This is a genomic window from Burkholderia sola, assembly GCF_905400185.1.
Lineage (GTDB): Bacteria > Pseudomonadota > Gammaproteobacteria > Burkholderiales > Burkholderiaceae > Burkholderia > Burkholderia sola.
Map to the genome: position 1 here is coordinate 2,010,528 of NZ_FR989676.1, position 15,164 is coordinate 2,025,691.

The 15,164-nt window shown below is 67.7% G+C and carries 14 protein-coding genes; 3 read left to right on the plus strand and 11 right to left on the minus strand.

The features are described 5' to 3' along the window. The first annotated feature begins 82 nt into the window (after window positions 1–82). From KR541_RS25510 to KR541_RS25520, 3 genes are all read left to right on the plus strand, one after another. Complete coding sequence (locus tag KR541_RS25510; protein ID WP_050012837.1) at window positions 83–943, plus strand: peptidoglycan DD-metalloendopeptidase family protein; 861 nt, start codon at window positions 83–85, stop codon at window positions 941–943. 209 nt (window positions 944–1,152) lie between these two features. Further along, the gene (bla, locus tag KR541_RS25515; protein WP_050012836.1) at window positions 1,153–2,052 is read left to right on the plus strand and encodes a class A beta-lactamase; all 900 of its coding nucleotides are present in this window, start codon (window positions 1,153–1,155) and stop codon (window positions 2,050–2,052) included. Between the two features lie 112 nt (window positions 2,053–2,164). Beyond that, window positions 2,165–3,037: a LysR substrate-binding domain-containing protein gene (locus KR541_RS25520; RefSeq protein WP_050012835.1), complete on the plus strand. Its 873-nt coding sequence runs from the start codon at window positions 2,165–2,167 to the stop codon at window positions 3,035–3,037. A 25-nt stretch (window positions 3,038–3,062) separates the two neighbouring features. On the opposite strand, the gene KR541_RS25525 is transcribed toward KR541_RS25520, so the two are convergent. The 11 genes from KR541_RS25525 to KR541_RS25575 form a co-directional block, all read right to left on the minus strand. Then, window positions 3,063–3,398, minus strand: coding sequence for a hypothetical protein (locus KR541_RS25525; RefSeq protein ID WP_050012834.1), 336 nt, complete (start codon window positions 3,396–3,398; stop codon window positions 3,063–3,065). Window positions 3,399–3,762: 364 nt separating this feature from the next. Then, window positions 3,763–4,017, minus strand: coding sequence for a GlsB/YeaQ/YmgE family stress response membrane protein (locus tag KR541_RS25530; RefSeq protein WP_050012833.1), 255 nt, complete (start codon window positions 4,015–4,017; stop codon window positions 3,763–3,765). Between the two features lie 169 nt (window positions 4,018–4,186). Next, a complete protein-coding gene (locus tag KR541_RS25535) occupies window positions 4,187–5,131 on the minus strand; it encodes a fimbrial protein (protein WP_235356180.1) in 945 nt (314 codons plus the stop codon). 63 nt (window positions 5,132–5,194) lie between these two features. Next, the gene (locus KR541_RS25540; protein ID WP_050012831.1) at window positions 5,195–7,792 is read right to left on the minus strand and encodes a fimbria/pilus outer membrane usher protein; all 2,598 of its coding nucleotides are present in this window, start codon (window positions 7,790–7,792) and stop codon (window positions 5,195–5,197) included. A gap of 209 nt (window positions 7,793–8,001) precedes the next feature. Beyond that, on the minus strand, window positions 8,002–8,742 hold the full coding sequence (locus KR541_RS25545) for a fimbrial biogenesis chaperone (protein ID WP_050012830.1): 741 nt from the start codon (window positions 8,740–8,742) through the stop codon (window positions 8,002–8,004). Between the two features lie 111 nt (window positions 8,743–8,853). After that, window positions 8,854–9,405, minus strand: coding sequence for a fimbrial protein (locus KR541_RS25550; protein ID WP_050012829.1), 552 nt, complete (start codon window positions 9,403–9,405; stop codon window positions 8,854–8,856). A gap of 394 nt (window positions 9,406–9,799) precedes the next feature. After that, window positions 9,800–10,576 carry an ABC transporter ATP-binding protein gene (locus KR541_RS25555; RefSeq protein ID WP_050012828.1) on the minus strand — a complete coding sequence of 259 codons (777 nt, stop codon included), beginning with the start codon at window positions 10,574–10,576 and terminating at the stop codon, window positions 9,800–9,802. Then, entirely contained in the window at window positions 10,573–11,490 is a 918-nt protein-coding gene (locus tag KR541_RS25560; RefSeq protein ID WP_050012827.1) for an ABC transporter ATP-binding protein, read from the minus strand. Before KR541_RS25560 ends, KR541_RS25555 begins: the two co-directional genes overlap by 4 nt. Window position 11,491: 1 nt before the next feature. Continuing rightward, window positions 11,492–12,406 carry a nickel transporter permease gene (gene nikC / locus KR541_RS25565; RefSeq protein WP_050012826.1) on the minus strand — a complete coding sequence of 305 codons (915 nt, stop codon included), beginning with the start codon at window positions 12,404–12,406 and terminating at the stop codon, window positions 11,492–11,494. Between the two features lie 67 nt (window positions 12,407–12,473). Continuing rightward, on the minus strand, window positions 12,474–13,544 hold the full coding sequence (locus tag KR541_RS25570; RefSeq protein ID WP_050012825.1) for an ABC transporter permease: 1,071 nt from the start codon (window positions 13,542–13,544) through the stop codon (window positions 12,474–12,476). A 10-nt stretch (window positions 13,545–13,554) separates the two neighbouring features. Next, on the minus strand, window positions 13,555–15,156 hold the full coding sequence (locus tag KR541_RS25575) for an ABC transporter substrate-binding protein (protein WP_050012824.1): 1,602 nt from the start codon (window positions 15,154–15,156) through the stop codon (window positions 13,555–13,557). Between the last annotated feature and the right edge of the window lie 8 nt (window positions 15,157–15,164).

A 15,164-nucleotide genomic window follows, 5' to 3' on the forward strand; every position in this document is an offset into this window, starting at 1 on the left:
ATCATTGTTTGCATCCGGTTACACGTCGGCCGTTCCGTTTTTGAGATGCTTGAAAGATTGTCAAACCGGAGTCGGATCGTCCATGAAAACGCGCGAGATTCACCGCAAGGCGGCGTGGCTGTCGGGCCTGGCCGCCGTGCTCGTCATGGCCGGTTGTGCAAATACGCAGTCCGTTCCGCCGAGCGACACGCTGGCGGCGCAGCCCTCTGATTCGAGCTCGTCCGCCGCGGCGCCGCCGGCCGCCACGATGCCGGCCGCGCCGATCCTCGTCGCGCGGAAATATATCGTGAAACGCGGCGACACGCTGACGGGCATCGCCACCGCGAACGATTGCAGCGTGGCCGACTTGCGCACCTGGAACAAGCTGGCCGCGAACGGCAGGCTGCGCATGGGGCAGGTGCTGCGGATCGTCAAGCAGCAGCCGCTGCCGCCCGCGGGCGCGGCCGGCACGCAGGTCGTCGCGAGCAATGGCGCGGCGGGTAATCAGGGAACTGCGCAGGCCACGTCGCCGGCCAGCGCGTCGACCGCGAACGACCGTCAGGTCGTCAAGGAAACGAAGCGTCATGCGGGCGGTGTCGCGCTCAAGTGGCCGGCGACCGGCAAGATCGTCGAAGGGTTCCGGCCCGGGCAGAACCGCGGCATCCAGATTGCCGGCCGGCCGGGCGACCCGGTCCGCGCCGCGGCTGATGGGCGCGTGATGTACGCGGGCACCGGCCTGAACGATTACGGCAGCCTGATCATCGTCCAGCACAACGCGGATTTCCTGACCGCCTATGCGCACAACCGCAAGCTGCTCGTGAAGACGGGCGACATCGTGCATCAGGGCGATGCGATCGCCGAGATGGGCGACCTCGACAACTCGCGCGTCGCGTTGCTGTTCGAGGTGCGACGCGACGGCAAGCCGGTGAATCCGATGCCGTACCTGCCTTCGTCGCAAGGGTGAAGTCGGGCCGTTTCGCTGGAACGCGGCGGCGGTCGCTGCTACGCTAAGGTTTGTTCATGCGAATCCCGCTATCGCGGGGCCGACGGGCGTCTTTCGGGGATGCGCGGCGAATGCCGTCGCGGGCCGGCCGTCGGCGTGAACGGTCGCGCGTCGCCGACGCGCGACAGTGTCGCTTCGCGCCACCGTTTCCGACAGAACAGACCTCATTCATGGAACACTCTCCGACACGCCGCTCGCTGTTGCTTGCCGCCGTTGCCGCGCCGTTCGTTGCCGCGTGCACGTCCGCGCCGGTCGCCGACCAGGGGCGCGCCCATACCGCGCACGCCGAACTCGCCGCGCTCGAAAAAGCCTCGAACGGGCGGCTCGGCGTCGCCGCGCTCGATACATCGAACGGCGTGCGCATCGCGCACCATGCGCGCGAGCGCTTCCCGCTGTGCGGCACGTATGCGGTCATGGCCGCCGCCGCGATGCTCGCGCGCGGCTCGCTCGACGCATCGCTGCTGCCGCGCCGCATCCTGTATCGCCGCTACGAAATCGTGTCCGGCTCGCCGATTACGGAGAGCCACGTCGACACCGGCATGACGATCGCGCAGCTGTGCGCGGCGATGCTGCAGTCGGGCGACAAGGGCGCGGGCAACCTGCTGATGGGCGTACTCGGCGGCCCGCAGGCCGTCACGGCGTTCGCGCGCGAAAGCGGCGACACCACCTTCCGTCTCGATCATTGGGAACCCGAACTCAACAAGGCGGCGCCCGGCGACGAGCGCGACACGTCGACGCCGGTCGCGATGGTCGACACGCTGCAGCGGCTGTTGCTCGGCGACACGCTGCGCGAACCGCAGCGCGCGCAACTGACCGAATGGATGGTCGGCGGCGCACGCGGCGCGACCGGCATCGCGGCGGGCGTGCCGCCCGGCTGGCGTGTCGCCGACAAGGCCGGTACCGGCGGCTTCGGCACGACGACCGACATCGCGGTGCTGTGGCCGCCGTCGCGCGCGCCGATCGTGATGGCCGTATCGTTCACGCTGCCGCAGGCCGATGCCGCGGCGCGCGCGGACGTCGTTGCATCGGCGGCGCGCATCGCGGCGGGCGCGCTCGCCGCGACGGCCTGAGTCCCCGGCGTCTCGCGCGAAGCCGGCGTTTGGCTTATCGTGTCGGTCAGCGCGCGCCGGCGTCGGCGCGCGGTCCTTCCGCGTCGTTTTCCGTTCCCGTTTCCCGTTCGCCATGCGCCGACTTCCGCCTCTGCACGCGCTGCAGATCTTCTCGACGGTGGCTCGCCACCGCAGCTTCACGCGCGCGGCCGAGCAGCTGTGCATCACGCAGGGCGCGGTGAGCCGGCAGATCCAGACGCTCGAGGCGCATTACGGTTTTCCGCTGTTCAGGCGGCATGCTAAGGGCCTCACGCTGACGGCCGAGGGCGAGCAGTTGTTGCCGGTGGTCGACGAGAGCTTCGCGCGGATCGAGGACATCTCGATGAAGCTCACGCGGCAGCGCACCGATCTCGCGCTGAAGGTGCCGACCTGCGTGATGCGCTGGATGCTGCCGCGCATCATGCGCTTCCAGGGCGAACATCCCGATCTCCACGTGCAGATCACGACCGCGTGGCAGCACGTCGTCGATTTCTCGAGCGAGCCGTTCGATGCGGCGATCGTCTACGGGACGTCGCCGGGCCCTGGCGTCGTCGCGCTGCCGCTGTTCGACGAGCGGCTCACGCCCGTTTGCGCGCCCGAGTTGCGGCAGGCGTCGCCGCTCGCCGCGGTCGGCGATCTCGCGCGCCATACGCTGCTGCATCCGACGCGCGACCACCGCGACTGGCGAGCCTGGCTCGACCATGCGGGCGAGCGTGGCGTCGATCCCGCGCGCGGGCCGACGTTCGACACGCTCGATCTCGCGACGAACGCGGCGATGCAGGGCTTCGGCGTCGCGATCGGCGACGTGACGCTCGTCGACGACGACGTCAGCGCGCGCCGGCTCGAACGGCCGTTCGACATCGTGCTCGAGACGGGCGCACGCTACTTCTTCGTCTATCCCGAAAACCTCGGCAGCCAGCAGAAGATCCGCGCGTTCAGCGACTGGATCGCGCGCCACCGCGACTGACGCGCGGCGGTTCCAGCGGTGGCTTCTACTGGTAAGTCACGACGGCGATCATCGGCGCGCGCGCGTTGCCCGGACGGTCAGGTAAAACGATTGCGCGGGAGGCCTGCGTAAAGGTCGTGGTCTTGATCGTGCGCAGACTGGCCGCGTCGACGAACGCGACATGTCCGCTCGCCGGGCGCGGGCAGTCGGGGCGCACCTGCGCATGCGCGGCGTTGGCCGTGTCGAGCGCGAACGAGCAGGGCGGCTCGACGATCATGCCGGTGAAGTGGATGATGCCGCCCGTGCCGGCGGCAAATGACGAGGACGAGGCCAGAAGCGAGGCAGCCAGGGCAAACGAGGCGGCAAACGAACGATGCTTCATGACAGGCTCCAGAGAGGAAGCGCGTCGCAGCGAGGCCGCTCGAATGGCAGTCCGTCAACGCTGCGGTGCTGTATGCGTAAACGGCAATTTCATCGAACCTCTTGAGTGAGAAACCGGAAATAACGACGACGAGCAAACGACGCCATGTTCCTTCAATCAATTTATCTCAAAATTGAGCGGCCGCAAGTCGGGGTATTGCCGATGACGTAGGCTCGGGGGAAGCGTGCCAATGGATGCGGGATTTGCAGATAAATCGTTGAGGGCTCAACGATTCGTCCAATCCCCAGGATGACGATTCGCCAAAGGAAAACGGCCGCTCGTGTGTGACGAGCGGCCGTTTGCGTCGGAGTGAACGACGCTGAGGTCAGCTTGCGCGTTTGCGCACCGCACCCACGACGACGAGCAGCACGATCGCGCCGATGATCGATGCGATCCAGCCTGCGCCCTGACCCGGCGCATACCAGCCCGCGGCGCGGCCGATGTAGCCGGCGACGAGCGAGCCGACGACGCCGAGCACGACCGTCATCAGGATGCCCATCTTGTCGTCGCCGGGCTTCAGTGCGCGGGCGAGGAGGCCGACGATGAGCCCGACGACCAGGGTTTCGATGAATTGCAGCATGAACGCCTCCCTATTGCTGTTGAGCTGTTGACGAAAGGAAATGGACTCGCGCGGCGCGCCGGGGTTCCCTGCGGCGGCGAACCGGCGCGCGGCGTGCCGAGTATCGCACGTCGCCGCGTCGCGCGGATGTCAGGGCCGCCGCGGCCGCGCGTCGTTCATTGCGCGTCATTCATTGATAGTCGAGCAGAACCTGCGCCGCGGCATGAACCGAACCGCCGCCGACTTTCGCACCCGTTTGCAGGTAGGACGCGCGGAGCCGAATCGAAGGCGATCCGCCGGTGGCCTGGTTGTAGTTCGTCACGGTGTGCGATTTTCGCAGCACCAGCGGCTGGCCCGTCGTGGCGTCGGCGATCTGGATCCCGACGCCGATGGCCGTGGCATCCGGGCGCAACTGCATCCCGCCGGGTGTGTCGGCGACCACGTCGTCCAGCGGGGCCAACTGGTAGCCGATCCGGTTGTAACCGGCCGGGCAGTTGTTCAACTGCACCTGAAAATCCGTCGCGCCGGCGGTCGAACCGACGCCGTTGAATTCGCGATGCTGCACGGGCGGTAGCGTGACGGTCTGGTCGGGAATCGAGCACGTTCCGTTGATGAAGCTGACCTTGGCGGCCAGGTTGACCGGGTTCGACCCGCCGAGGAGGCCGGACTTGTAGTAGATCGTGTAATAGGCGCTGGCCAAGCCCGAATTGAGCGACCCGTCCTGCGGCGGCCGGCTGTCGCGAAACAGCGTGATTTCGAGCGTGTTGCGCAGTGTCGTCTTCGTCGACGCGACGGCGACGTTACCATCGACGATCATGCGTGTCGACAGGCCTGACACGTTGGTTTCCAGGTCGGGGCCGTCGGACGCCCACACGCTTCCTTTGGGATACATCGCGATGCTCGTGATTTGGCAGGTGCTCTTGCCGCAAACGTCCTGCGGCGTGAAGTAATGACGGGCGACGACGGTGCCGGGCGTGGCGTTCCCGGGGCTGGAAAGGGTTGCCTGCCCGAACGCATTGAGGGCGGCCGCGTCGGTCGCGAATGCCGCGCATGCAAGGAGAAGCGTCGCGGCGGCCGCGACCATGCGGGATGCGCGTCGGGTAATGTCGGCGCGCGCGTCGCGCGTGCGCGCCATGCCTGCCGGGATCGTGACTCGGGTCAACGCGGGCGATTGGCGAAAGTGGGACATAGGGATTCCTTACTGAGTGTCGGCGGTCGTCGAATCGGGGCGGCACATGCTCGTCACGGTCTGGATGCCCGGCGCTTGCCGGTGGTGTTTTGCGACCGGCAGGTCGTACGCGATCCGGCAGATCGAGCCGGAATCGGCGCCCCACCGCACGGTCAGCGAGCCGCTGTCGTTGAGTCCGCGCGCGAAGATCTTGCTCGCCTGGCCGACGACGCCGACTTCCTTGCCGGTCTCGTCGTGCACGGCGGCGCCGAACGGCAGCGGCGTGCCGTCGGCCTGGCGCGCCTGAACGAGCGCGGCGCGGCCGGTGTCGGTTGCAAACCGGATGAGCGGCACCGCGCCGGCGCGCGGTGCGATCTGCCGGCTGGTTTCCTTCAACTCGACATCCATCGAGATGCCCTTCGGATCGAGCGCGACCGTATTGAGGCTGTATGGCGTCAGGTACGGCACGACCGCGTAGCCGTTGCCGTCGACCTTGACGCCCGCCGCGTTCGTGATGCGCGCGCCGGCCGCACCCGGCGCCTCGACGATCGCGAACGTTTCGGATACCGGCTGCGAGAACGTGATGCCGCCGCGGTGCACGACGAGCGCGCCGCGTACGCCGAGCGAGCCTTGCTGGAACTCCGTGCTCGCGCCCGCGCTGGCGCTGACTTCCGCCAGGCGCGTGCGGTATGTGACGTTGGCGCTGCCGTCCGTGGTCGAATTCGTTCCGGACGCGTGGTTCGCGCTGACGCTGTACGACAGCGCGTGGTCGTCACCGACCGATCCGGACAGCGTCGACTGCAGCCGGGTGCGGCCGAGCGTGTCGCGCGACACGTTGCCCGAGACGGTCATCGGGCGCTCGCGACCGAACGGGATCGTGACGCTGGCGTAATAGAGCGTGCTCATGTCGCCGCCGGCATTGCGCTGCCGCGTGGCCGTCAGGCTGTAGGACACGTTGCGGAACTGGTTCGTATAGCCGACCGAATAATTGACGTCCGAGCCGGGGCGGTTCCAGTAGTTGACGGCCGATGCCGTCGCATTGATGCGTCCACCGGTCGTGCCGAGACGCTGCGTGAGCGCCAGCGACGCGCGATGGCGCTGGCGCCAGACCGACTGGGCCGAACGGCCGTCGCGCGCGGCATCGCGCGCCTGCATCGCGTCATTGAGGCCGAAATAGCCGTCCGTCGAATAGCGATACGCGGCGAGCGCGATGTCGGTGCCGGTCGAGTCGACCGACTTCGCATAGCTGACGCGCACGCTCGAACCGCTGTAGCGCTTCGCGCCGGGGATCGTGGTGAGCGCATGCGTGACGTCCGCGCCGAACGCGCCGAACGTCGTGTTGAACGCACCGCCCAGCATCGCCGACACGTAGCCGCCGGCGAGTGTGACGCCGCCATAGGCGGTCAGCAGGTTGGTCAGGCCGCGCTGGTACGTGACCTGCGTGAACAGCGGCTGGCTCGAGCCATGAGGATTGCGCAGCGTGCCGGCGACGAAGCTGTAGCGGCCGATGCCCGGCCGCAGCGACATCGGCACGGCGGCATAAGGCACCGAGAACGAGTGCACGGAGCCGTCGGCCTCCTCGACCGATACCTGCAGGTCGCCGCCATATCCGGTCGGGTACAGGTCGTCGATTTCGAAATTGCCGGGCGCGACCGTCGTCTCGTAGATCGTCACGTCGTTCTGGCGGATCGTCACCTTCGCGTTGCTGTTCGCAATGCCGCGCACCACCGGCGCGTAGCCGCGCAGCGAGTCGGGCAGCATCCGGTCGTCGGTCGACAGGCGCACGCCGCGGAATTGCGTCGAGTCGAACAGCTCGCCCGACGTGTAGCTTTCGCCGATGACGAGCTGCGACGACAGCGACGGCAGGTCGCGCTGCAGATAGGTCGCGAGGCCCTGGTACCGGCTCTCGCCGCGCGACGACCAGGAATAGGACCCTTCGTGGCGAAAGCGCCAGGTGCCGAGGTTCACGCCGCCGTTCAGGCCGAGATAGCCTTGCGTTTGCGCGGTGTGGCCGCTGGCCTTCGACGTGTAGAGGTTGAAGTTGTAGCCGAGCAGGCCGACGGTTTCGCCGGAGGTCCATTGATCGGGGCTCACGTAGCCGCGTGCCTTGCGCGCGAGCGACGCCTGCGGGATCGACAGCCGCAGCGTCTGTCGCGTGAAGTCGAATGCGGCGCTGGCGCCCGGCACGACTTCGTCGAGTCGCAGGCAGGCGTCGTCGCCGTCCAGTCGCGCGACGACGTCCGGCGCGAGCTTGCCGAAATCGACGCCGACGCGCTCGAGCAGCGCGCGGTCGAAGCATGGACGCGCGTCGCCCGAATCCGGCGCGGCCACGAAGCGCACGTCGTAGCGGCCGATCCAGTCGGGACCGACATGCACGTCGGCGGTATACACCCCGGGGGCCGTCACGTTGCGCCGGGCGAAGCGCGACACGTCGAAATCCCTGCCCAGGCGATTCTGCATGAACGCGCCGTCGAACTCGACTTGCGCGAGCGTGCCTTCCGCGGCAGCCGGTGTCGTCGCGCGGCCATCGGCGGACCACGCGGCGACGCAGGCCGCCACCAGCAGATGGATCGGCTTGACGCGTGGCATGTCGGCCGCGCCGTGGCACGGCGGTCGAGTCGGGGTCATGCGTAGTACTCCACAAAGTTTCGGATCGAGCGGGCGCGTTCGGCGGGGGGCAGGCGCACCGGCGTGCGCGTTGCGCGACGCAGCGCTGCGGCGGCGCGTGGCAAGTTCGGGAGGCGTGCCGGTCGTCGGGACGGCCGAAACGGCGATGGACGAAAAGAGGTGAAGCGGCCGGCACGCGCCGTTGGTGCGCGTCGAGGGCCTCGGTCGAGTTACGGTGCGATACCGACCGGACGTTCGATGTCGGTTGCCCGGCCCCAGTCGTTGATGCTGCCGAATTCGACCGTCGCGCCCGCGGCTGGTGCGCTGGCGAGATCCTTGATCGGGAACCGTTGCGTGCTTCGGGGCAGCACGTAACCCATGCCTGCGTCGTGCTTGCGCCCGGCCGACTTCAGCAGCACGTTGCCGAAATTGACAACGAACGGCGTCGGATTGCTTGCCTCGAGCGCATAGCCTCCGTCGATGCGAACCACGTGCCAGTCGAGCTGCATCGGTGCGTCGTCCACATTGCCGGCCAGTCCGGCGGGGCGATACATGATCTTGATGCGTGAGCGGAACGCCAACTGTATGCGGTTGCGATCTTCTTCCGCGGACGCCTTCGGCGGCACTTCGAGCACATTCAGCCAGAACAGCGATTCCCGATCGGCAGGAAGCGGTTCGCCGGTATGCACGAGACGCAGCGCCTGGCCATTGCCGGCTTCCATCCGGAAGACCGACGGCGTCAGCGTGAACGGCACGTCGATGTTCTCGGGCAACGCGCGGCTGTCGCCTTCGTCGAGCCACGCCTGCACCAGCGCCGGACGCTTGCTGTCGTTCGTGAGCTGGATCGTGACTTCGCGCTCGCTGGACGGGAAGATGACGCGCGTGCCGGCGATCACGACGCTCGCATCGGCTTGCGACGCGAATGCGGTGACGGCGAGGGCCAGCGTACGGAGGAGCTTCAACAGTTTCATGGGCGTGCGGACTCGGATCGTTGGGGCAGGGAGCAGGCGGATGCGGCGGTTTCCGCGCCGCACGGCGTGACGCTTGGAGATCGCCGGGGCGGCGACCTCCAGGTCTCGTCCTTACTGGTAGATCAGCGAGTACTCGACACGCGACTTGACGTCGCCGGCCTTCACGGCGCCCGAGGCGTAGTATTCGGCGAAGTAGTTCAGCTTCGCCTTGCCGTCGGCATCGATGGTGGCCATCTCGGTGCTCGCGCCGGTTTGCGCGCCGACCGGAATCAGCTTCTGCTGCGAATCCAGCACGTTGATCTGGACGCCTTCGGCGGCCTTGGCGCCCGTGTCGATCGTCAGTCGGCCGCTCGACTGATCGACGTTCGTGCCGTTTTCGAACATGACGCCGACCTTCACCGGATTGCCATCGCCGACCGCGCAGCCCTTGAGCGCCAGCGAGAACGCGCTGCGACCGGCGACGGCGCCGACATCGGCGAGCGCGGTGGTGCTGACCGGCGGCAGCGGGACGGAGAGATCCGAACCGCCCTCGACGCTGCATGTCGACGCGATGACGTTGCCGTAGAAGTTGACGGTGCCGTCCGCCGCGTAGGCCGCGGACGAACCGGCTGCGCTCGCGACGGCGAGCAGGAACGGGATTGCGCTGCGCTTGATGATTCGCATATTTAAATCTCCAAATAAACTTCGGTTTTCGAAAGCGCGGGTTGAATTTAAATCTCAGGATGGCGCGTTTCGGATGAAATTATGCGATTTACGTAAGGATTTTGTAATTTGACTGGTACGAATGGATTGGGATTTCTTCTAGTACACGTACTAATTTTTGAAGAAGCCGGCAGGCAGGCGGAGGGACGTGGGGGCCGGCAGGAGGGGCTCGCGTGGGCGGGCATGCCGATGCCGGAAATCGGTCGAGGGGCCGATTTCGGTGGTCGCGCTATTCGAAGCGGGCTGGAACTGGAATGACCGGCCGACGGAGCATGACGGCGGCCGGCCTATCGCGTCGCGTTCGGGTCATGTCATGCGACGCGCGCAGGGTCGTACTTTCGCCGAGCGCCGCGCGTCAGGCCGCCGGCGCGTCGATCGCCGGGTCCAGACGGCGGTAGCCTTCGGTCGCGCGCAGCAGTGTGCGCGTGTAGTCGCGCGCCACCTGCCCGGCGCGCACGTCCTCGATCCGGAGCTGCTCGACGATCTCGCCATGCTGCATCACCGCGACCCGCTGGCACAGGAAGCCGATCACCGCGAGGTTGTGGCTCACGAGGATCATCGTCAGGTTGCGCTCGCGATGCAGGCGGCGCAGCAGGTTCAGGATCTCGGCCTGTACCGACACGTCGAGCGCGGAGGTCGGTTCGTCGAGCAGCAGCACGCGCGGCTCGACGATCAGCGCGCGCGCGATCGCGACACGCTGGCGCTGGCCGCCCGACAACTGGTGCGGATAGCGGAAGCGGAACGCCGGGCCGAGCCCGACCTCGGACAGCGCGCGGGCGATCCGCGCATCGGCGTCGCCGATCGCATGGATCGACAGCGGCTCGCGCAGCGTCTGGTCGACCGTGAAGCGCGGATGCAGCGACGCGTACGGATCCTGGAACACCATCTGTACGTGGCGGCGGAACGCGCGATCCGGTGTGCCGCCCACTGGGCGGCCGTCGATCGACAGGCGGCCGGATGCGAGCGGCACGAGGCCCGTCAGCGCACGCAGCAGCGTCGACTTGCCGGAACCCGATTCGCCGACGAGTCCGAACACTTCGCCGTCGCACACCGCGAAGCTCGCATCGCGCACGGCATCGACATGGCCCGTACGGGTCGGAAAACGGATCGAGACGTGATCGACGTCGATCATCGTGTGGCCTCCTGTTGTGCCATCGCGGCGCTTGCAGGCGAAACGGCGTCGAGCCACGCCGGATCGCGCTGCAACACCGGCAATTCATCGGGCGGGTTCGCGAGCGGCGGGTTCGCCGCGAGCAGCCCGCGCGTATAGGGATGAGATGCGTCGCGCAGGTCGCGCGCGGCGCAGGTCTCGACCACGCGGCCGGCATACATCACCGCGACGCGATCGCAGAACGACATCACGAGCGGCAGGTCGTGGCTGATGAACATCAGCCCCGTGCCGTGCCGCGCGATCATCGCGTCGAGCACCGCGAGCACCTGCATCGACACGGCGACGTCGAGCGCGGACGTCGGCTCGTCGGCGATCAGCAGGCGCGGGCCCGTCGACACCATCATCGCGATCATCACGCGCTGGCCCATGCCGCCGGACAGCTCGTGCGGATACGCATCGGCGACGCGCGCCGGGTCGCGGATCTGCACGGCCGCGAGCGCGTCGACGATCCGCTCGCGCAGCGCGCGGCCGCGCAGGTTCGGCTCGTGCCGCCGGAACGCTTCGCCCATCTGCTTCGCGACCGTCATCACCGGGTTCAGCGAATACTTCGGGTCCTGCAGGATCATCCCCATCTGGCTGCCGCACAGGCGCCGGCGTTCGCGCGGCGACATCGCGAGCAGGTCGTGGCCCGCGAAGCGCATCGTGCGGGCCGAGCAGCGTGCGGCGTCGGGCAGCAGGCCGAGCAGCGCGCGGCCGGTCAGCGACTTGCCGGAGCCCGATTCACCGACGATGCCGAGCCGTTCGCCGGGCGCAAGCGTCAGCGACAGGTCGCGCACCGCGTCGGTGACGACGCCGTCGTGGCCGCGAAAGCCGATCTTCAGGCCGTCGATCTCGCAGAGCGGTGCGGCCGGCGCGGCGGTGGAATTCATTGGCATGTCACGCTCCATGACGCGGATCGAAGACGTCGCGCAGCCCGTCGCCGAGCAGGTTGAACGCGAGACTCACGAGCAGGATCGCGATGCCGGGCAGCGTCGCGACCCACCATGCGTCGAGCAGCACGTTGCGGCCCGACGCGACCATGAAGCCCCACTCGGGGCTCGGCGGCTGCGCGCCGAGGCCGAGAAAGCCGAGGCCCGCGACGGTCAGGATGATGCCGGCCATGTCGAGCGTCGCGCGCACGATCACGGACGACATGCACAGCGGCATGATGTAGCGCAGCAGGATGCGCGGGCCCGACGCGCCTTGCAGCCGTGCCGCGTGAATGTAGTCGGCCTGCGCGATGCGGATCGTCTCCGCGCGCGCGAGCCGCGCGTAGGCCGGCCACGCGGTGATCGAGATCGCGACGACCGCGTTGATCACGCCGGGCCCGAGGGCGGCCGCGAACGCGAGCGCGAGCACGATCTTCGGGAACGCGAGCGCGATGTCGGTGATGCGCATCAGCACGCTGTCGACGAAGCCGCCGCAATAGCCGGCCGTCGTGCCGATCAACAGGCCGATCGGCACGACGATCACGACGACGAGCAGCGCGATGCCGAGCGTCAGGCGCGACCCGGCGATCAGCCGCGACAGGATGTCCCGGCCGAGCTGGTCGGTGCCGAGCCAGTGCGATGCGGAGCCGGGCGGCAGCAGCCGGTCGGACAGCACCTGGCGCAGCGGATCGTGAGGCATGATCAGCGGGCCGACGATAGCGACGACGATCAGCGCGACCAGGATCGCGAGCCCGAACAGGTTGAGCGGATTCGTGGCGAACCGGCGCCAGCGGCGGTACGCGAGGCCGAACGCGGCTTGCGAGCGCGACGCGGGCGCATCGGACAGCAGCCACGCGCGCAATGTGAGACGCTCGGCATTCATGATTGGACGACCTTCGGCATCGGCGATGAAAAAAGCGGGGTGAAAGCGGTCATGTCGGGGCGGTCCTTTAGCGTGCACGCGGATCGAACACGCGGTACAGCGCATCGGTCAGCAGGTTGACGGTGATGAACATCGCGCCGATCACGAGCGTCGCGCCGAGCACCGCGTTCATGTCGGCGTTCAGCAGCGCGCCGGTCAGGTATGAGCCGAGCCCCGGCCACGCAAACACGATCTCGGTCAGCACCGAGCCTTCGAGCAGGTTGCTGTACGTGAGCGCGATCACGGTCAGCAGCGGCACCGCGATGTTGCCGAACGCATGCCGCCAGATCACGCGCCGCTCCGAGAGGCCCTTCGCGCGCGCGGTGACGATGTATTCCTGGCTCAACTGGTCGAGCATGAACGAGCGCGTCATCCGGCTCAGGTATGCGACCGAGTAGTAGCCGAGGATCGCGGCCGGCAGCGCGATGTGCGACACCGCGTTGCGGAACACGTCCCACTCGCCGGCGAGCGCCGCGTCGAGCAACAGGCTGCCCGTGCGCGGGTCGACCATTCCGTCGTACACGGGATCGAGCCGGCCGGGCCCGCCGACCCAGTGCAGCCGCGCATAGAACAGCAGCAGCCCCATCAGGCCGAGCCAGAACACCGGCACCGAATTGCCGATCAGCCCGACGAAGCGCGCGATGTGATCGATCGGGCGGTTGTGCTTCACCGCGGCCGCGACGCCGAGCGGCACGCCGATCGCGATGCCGATCAACGTCGCGATCGTCGCGAGTTCGAGCGTGGCCGGAAACACGCGCCTGATGTCGTCGAGCACCGGGTTCGCGGTCAGCAGCGACATGCCGAGATTGCCGTGCAGCACGTCGCGCGCGTAGATCAGGAACTGCGTGACGAGCGGCTTGTCGAGGCCGAGTGCGATGCGCTCGGCCGCGTACGCTTCGGCGGACGCGCGATCGCCGAGAATCGCGAGCACGGGATCGATCGGCACCTTGCGGCCGATCACGAACGTCAGCGCGAGCAATCCCGCGAACGTGACGGCGAGCGTGAGCGCCCAGCGCACCACGCGCAGCGCCCAGCGTACGGCCGGGCGCCGCGCGGGCAGCGTGCGCAGTGCTTCGAGGGAGGAGGCGGGAGTCGACATGCGGCGATTCTTATTGCTTCTTCAGGTTGCGGTACGACACGAGATCGTTGATCGGCCCGACTTCGAGCCCGCTCACGCCGGGCCGCGTGGCGACCTGCGCGACTTTCTCGAACATGATCACGAACGGCGAGCGCGCGAGCATCGCCTTCTGCATCGCCTGGTACCGCTGCGCGCGTTGCGCGGCGGTCGGCTCGGCGAGCGCGGCGTCGGTCTCCTTCGTCAGTTGCGGAATGTCCCAGCTGTTGCGCCAGGCCAGCATCTTATAGCTCGATTTGTCGCCGTTGTCCGGATTCCATGCAAAACCCTGTGCGTTGCTGTGCGGATCGATGTAGTCGGCCGACCATTCGCCGATGTAGATGTCGTGCTGGCGTGCGCGGTATTTCGCGAGCGTCTGCTTGTTGTCGCCGGGGATCAACTGCACCTTGACGCCCGCCTGCGCGAAGTTCGCCTGCACGGCCTGCGCGATCTCCGTGTACGGATAGTCGTTGCGCACGTCCATCGTCACCGAGAAGCCGTTCGGCACGCCGGCCTTCGCGAGCAGCGCCTTCGCCTTCGCGACGTCGAGCTTGTACGGGTTCGAATTCAGCGTGCCGAGGAAGCCTTCGGGCAGGAAGGTCTGGTGCACCTTGTAGGTCGTCTTCACGACGTTGGACTGGATGCCCGCATAGTCGACCAGCCACTTCAGCGCTTCCTGCACGTCGGGCTTCGCGAGCGTCGGGTTCTTCGTGTTCAGGCCGAGATACAGCAGCGTCGCCTGCGGCGAGGCCGATACTTTCGCCTTGCCGGATTTCACGACCGACGCGAGATCGTCGGGGCTCAGGTCGCGCGCCGCGTCGACGTCGCCGTTTTCGAGCAGCAGGCGCTGGCTCGCGGCTTCGGGCACGTGACGCAGCACGATGCGCTTCATCGCGAGCGGCAGCCGGTAGCCGTCGAAGCGCTGCAGCACGATGCTGTCGCCGGCCGCCCACTTGACGAGCTTGTAGCCGCCGGAGCCGGCCTCATTTGTCTTCAGCCACGCGTTGCCGAAATCGTTGCCCTGCTGGTGCGACAGCAGCAGCTTCTTGTCGAGCACCGACGCGGGCCACGAGCCGAGCACGTTGAGCACGAAGGTCGGCGCGTATTTGTGGTCGGTCGTGATCGACACCGTCTGGTCGTCCAGCTTCTTCACGTTCGCCGCGACGTTGGCCTTCGTGAGCCCGATGCCGGTCAGCACCGCGGCCGGGCCCTTGTCGAGCAGCACCGTGCGCTGGATCGACCACGCGACGTCGTCGGCCGTCAGCGGGTTGCCCGAGTGGAACTTGAGGCCCGCGCGCAGCTTGAACGTATAGGTCAGCCCGTCCGGGCTCACCGTCCACGACTGCGCGACGTCGCCGTTGAATTTCGACGGATCGCGCAGGTCGACGCGCACGAGCCGGTCGTACGTGTTCGCGACGTATTCCTCCGGCACCAGCTCGTAGATCTCGCCGGGGTCGAGCGTCGTGAATTCGTCGAGCAGCGTGGCCATCACGAACATGTCTTTCGGCGTTTCCGCGCGGGCGGCGGAAAACGGAACGGCGGCGAGCAGGGACGCGGCGGCCAGCGCCGCGACGAGCGGGGAGGTCGGGAATTTCATGGGCGCTT

Bases quoted from the DNA above. Each gene is read 5' to 3' on its own strand.
- KR541_RS25510 (WP_050012837.1), top strand. From the start codon at position 83: ATGAAAACGCGCGAGATTCACCGCAAGGCGGCGTGGCTGTCGGGCCTG.
- bla (WP_050012836.1), top strand. From the start codon at position 1,153: ATGGAACACTCTCCGACACGCCGCTCGCTGTTGCTTGCCGCCGTTGCC.
- KR541_RS25520 (WP_050012835.1), top strand. From the start codon at position 2,165: ATGCGCCGACTTCCGCCTCTGCACGCGCTGCAGATCTTCTCGACGGTG.
- KR541_RS25525 (WP_050012834.1), bottom strand. From the start codon at position 3,398: ATGAAGCATCGTTCGTTTGCCGCCTCGTTTGCCCTGGCTGCCTCGCTT.
- KR541_RS25530 (WP_050012833.1), bottom strand. From the start codon at position 4,017: ATGCTGCAATTCATCGAAACCCTGGTCGTCGGGCTCATCGTCGGCCTC.
- KR541_RS25535 (WP_235356180.1), bottom strand. From the start codon at position 5,131: ATGGCGCGCACGCGCGACGCGCGCGCCGACATTACCCGACGCGCATCC.
- KR541_RS25540 (WP_050012831.1), bottom strand. From the start codon at position 7,792: ATGACCCCGACTCGACCGCCGTGCCACGGCGCGGCCGACATGCCACGC.
- KR541_RS25545 (WP_050012830.1), bottom strand. From the start codon at position 8,742: ATGAAACTGTTGAAGCTCCTCCGTACGCTGGCCCTCGCCGTCACCGCA.
- KR541_RS25550 (WP_050012829.1), bottom strand. From the start codon at position 9,405: ATGCGAATCATCAAGCGCAGCGCAATCCCGTTCCTGCTCGCCGTCGCG.
- KR541_RS25555 (WP_050012828.1), bottom strand. From the start codon at position 10,576: ATGATCGACGTCGATCACGTCTCGATCCGTTTTCCGACCCGTACGGGC.
- KR541_RS25560 (WP_050012827.1), bottom strand. From the start codon at position 11,490: ATGCCAATGAATTCCACCGCCGCGCCGGCCGCACCGCTCTGCGAGATC.
- nikC (WP_050012826.1), bottom strand. From the start codon at position 12,406: ATGAATGCCGAGCGTCTCACATTGCGCGCGTGGCTGCTGTCCGATGCG.
- KR541_RS25570 (WP_050012825.1), bottom strand. From the start codon at position 13,544: ATGTCGACTCCCGCCTCCTCCCTCGAAGCACTGCGCACGCTGCCCGCG.
- KR541_RS25575 (WP_050012824.1), bottom strand. From the start codon at position 15,156: ATGAAATTCCCGACCTCCCCGCTCGTCGCGGCGCTGGCCGCCGCGTCC.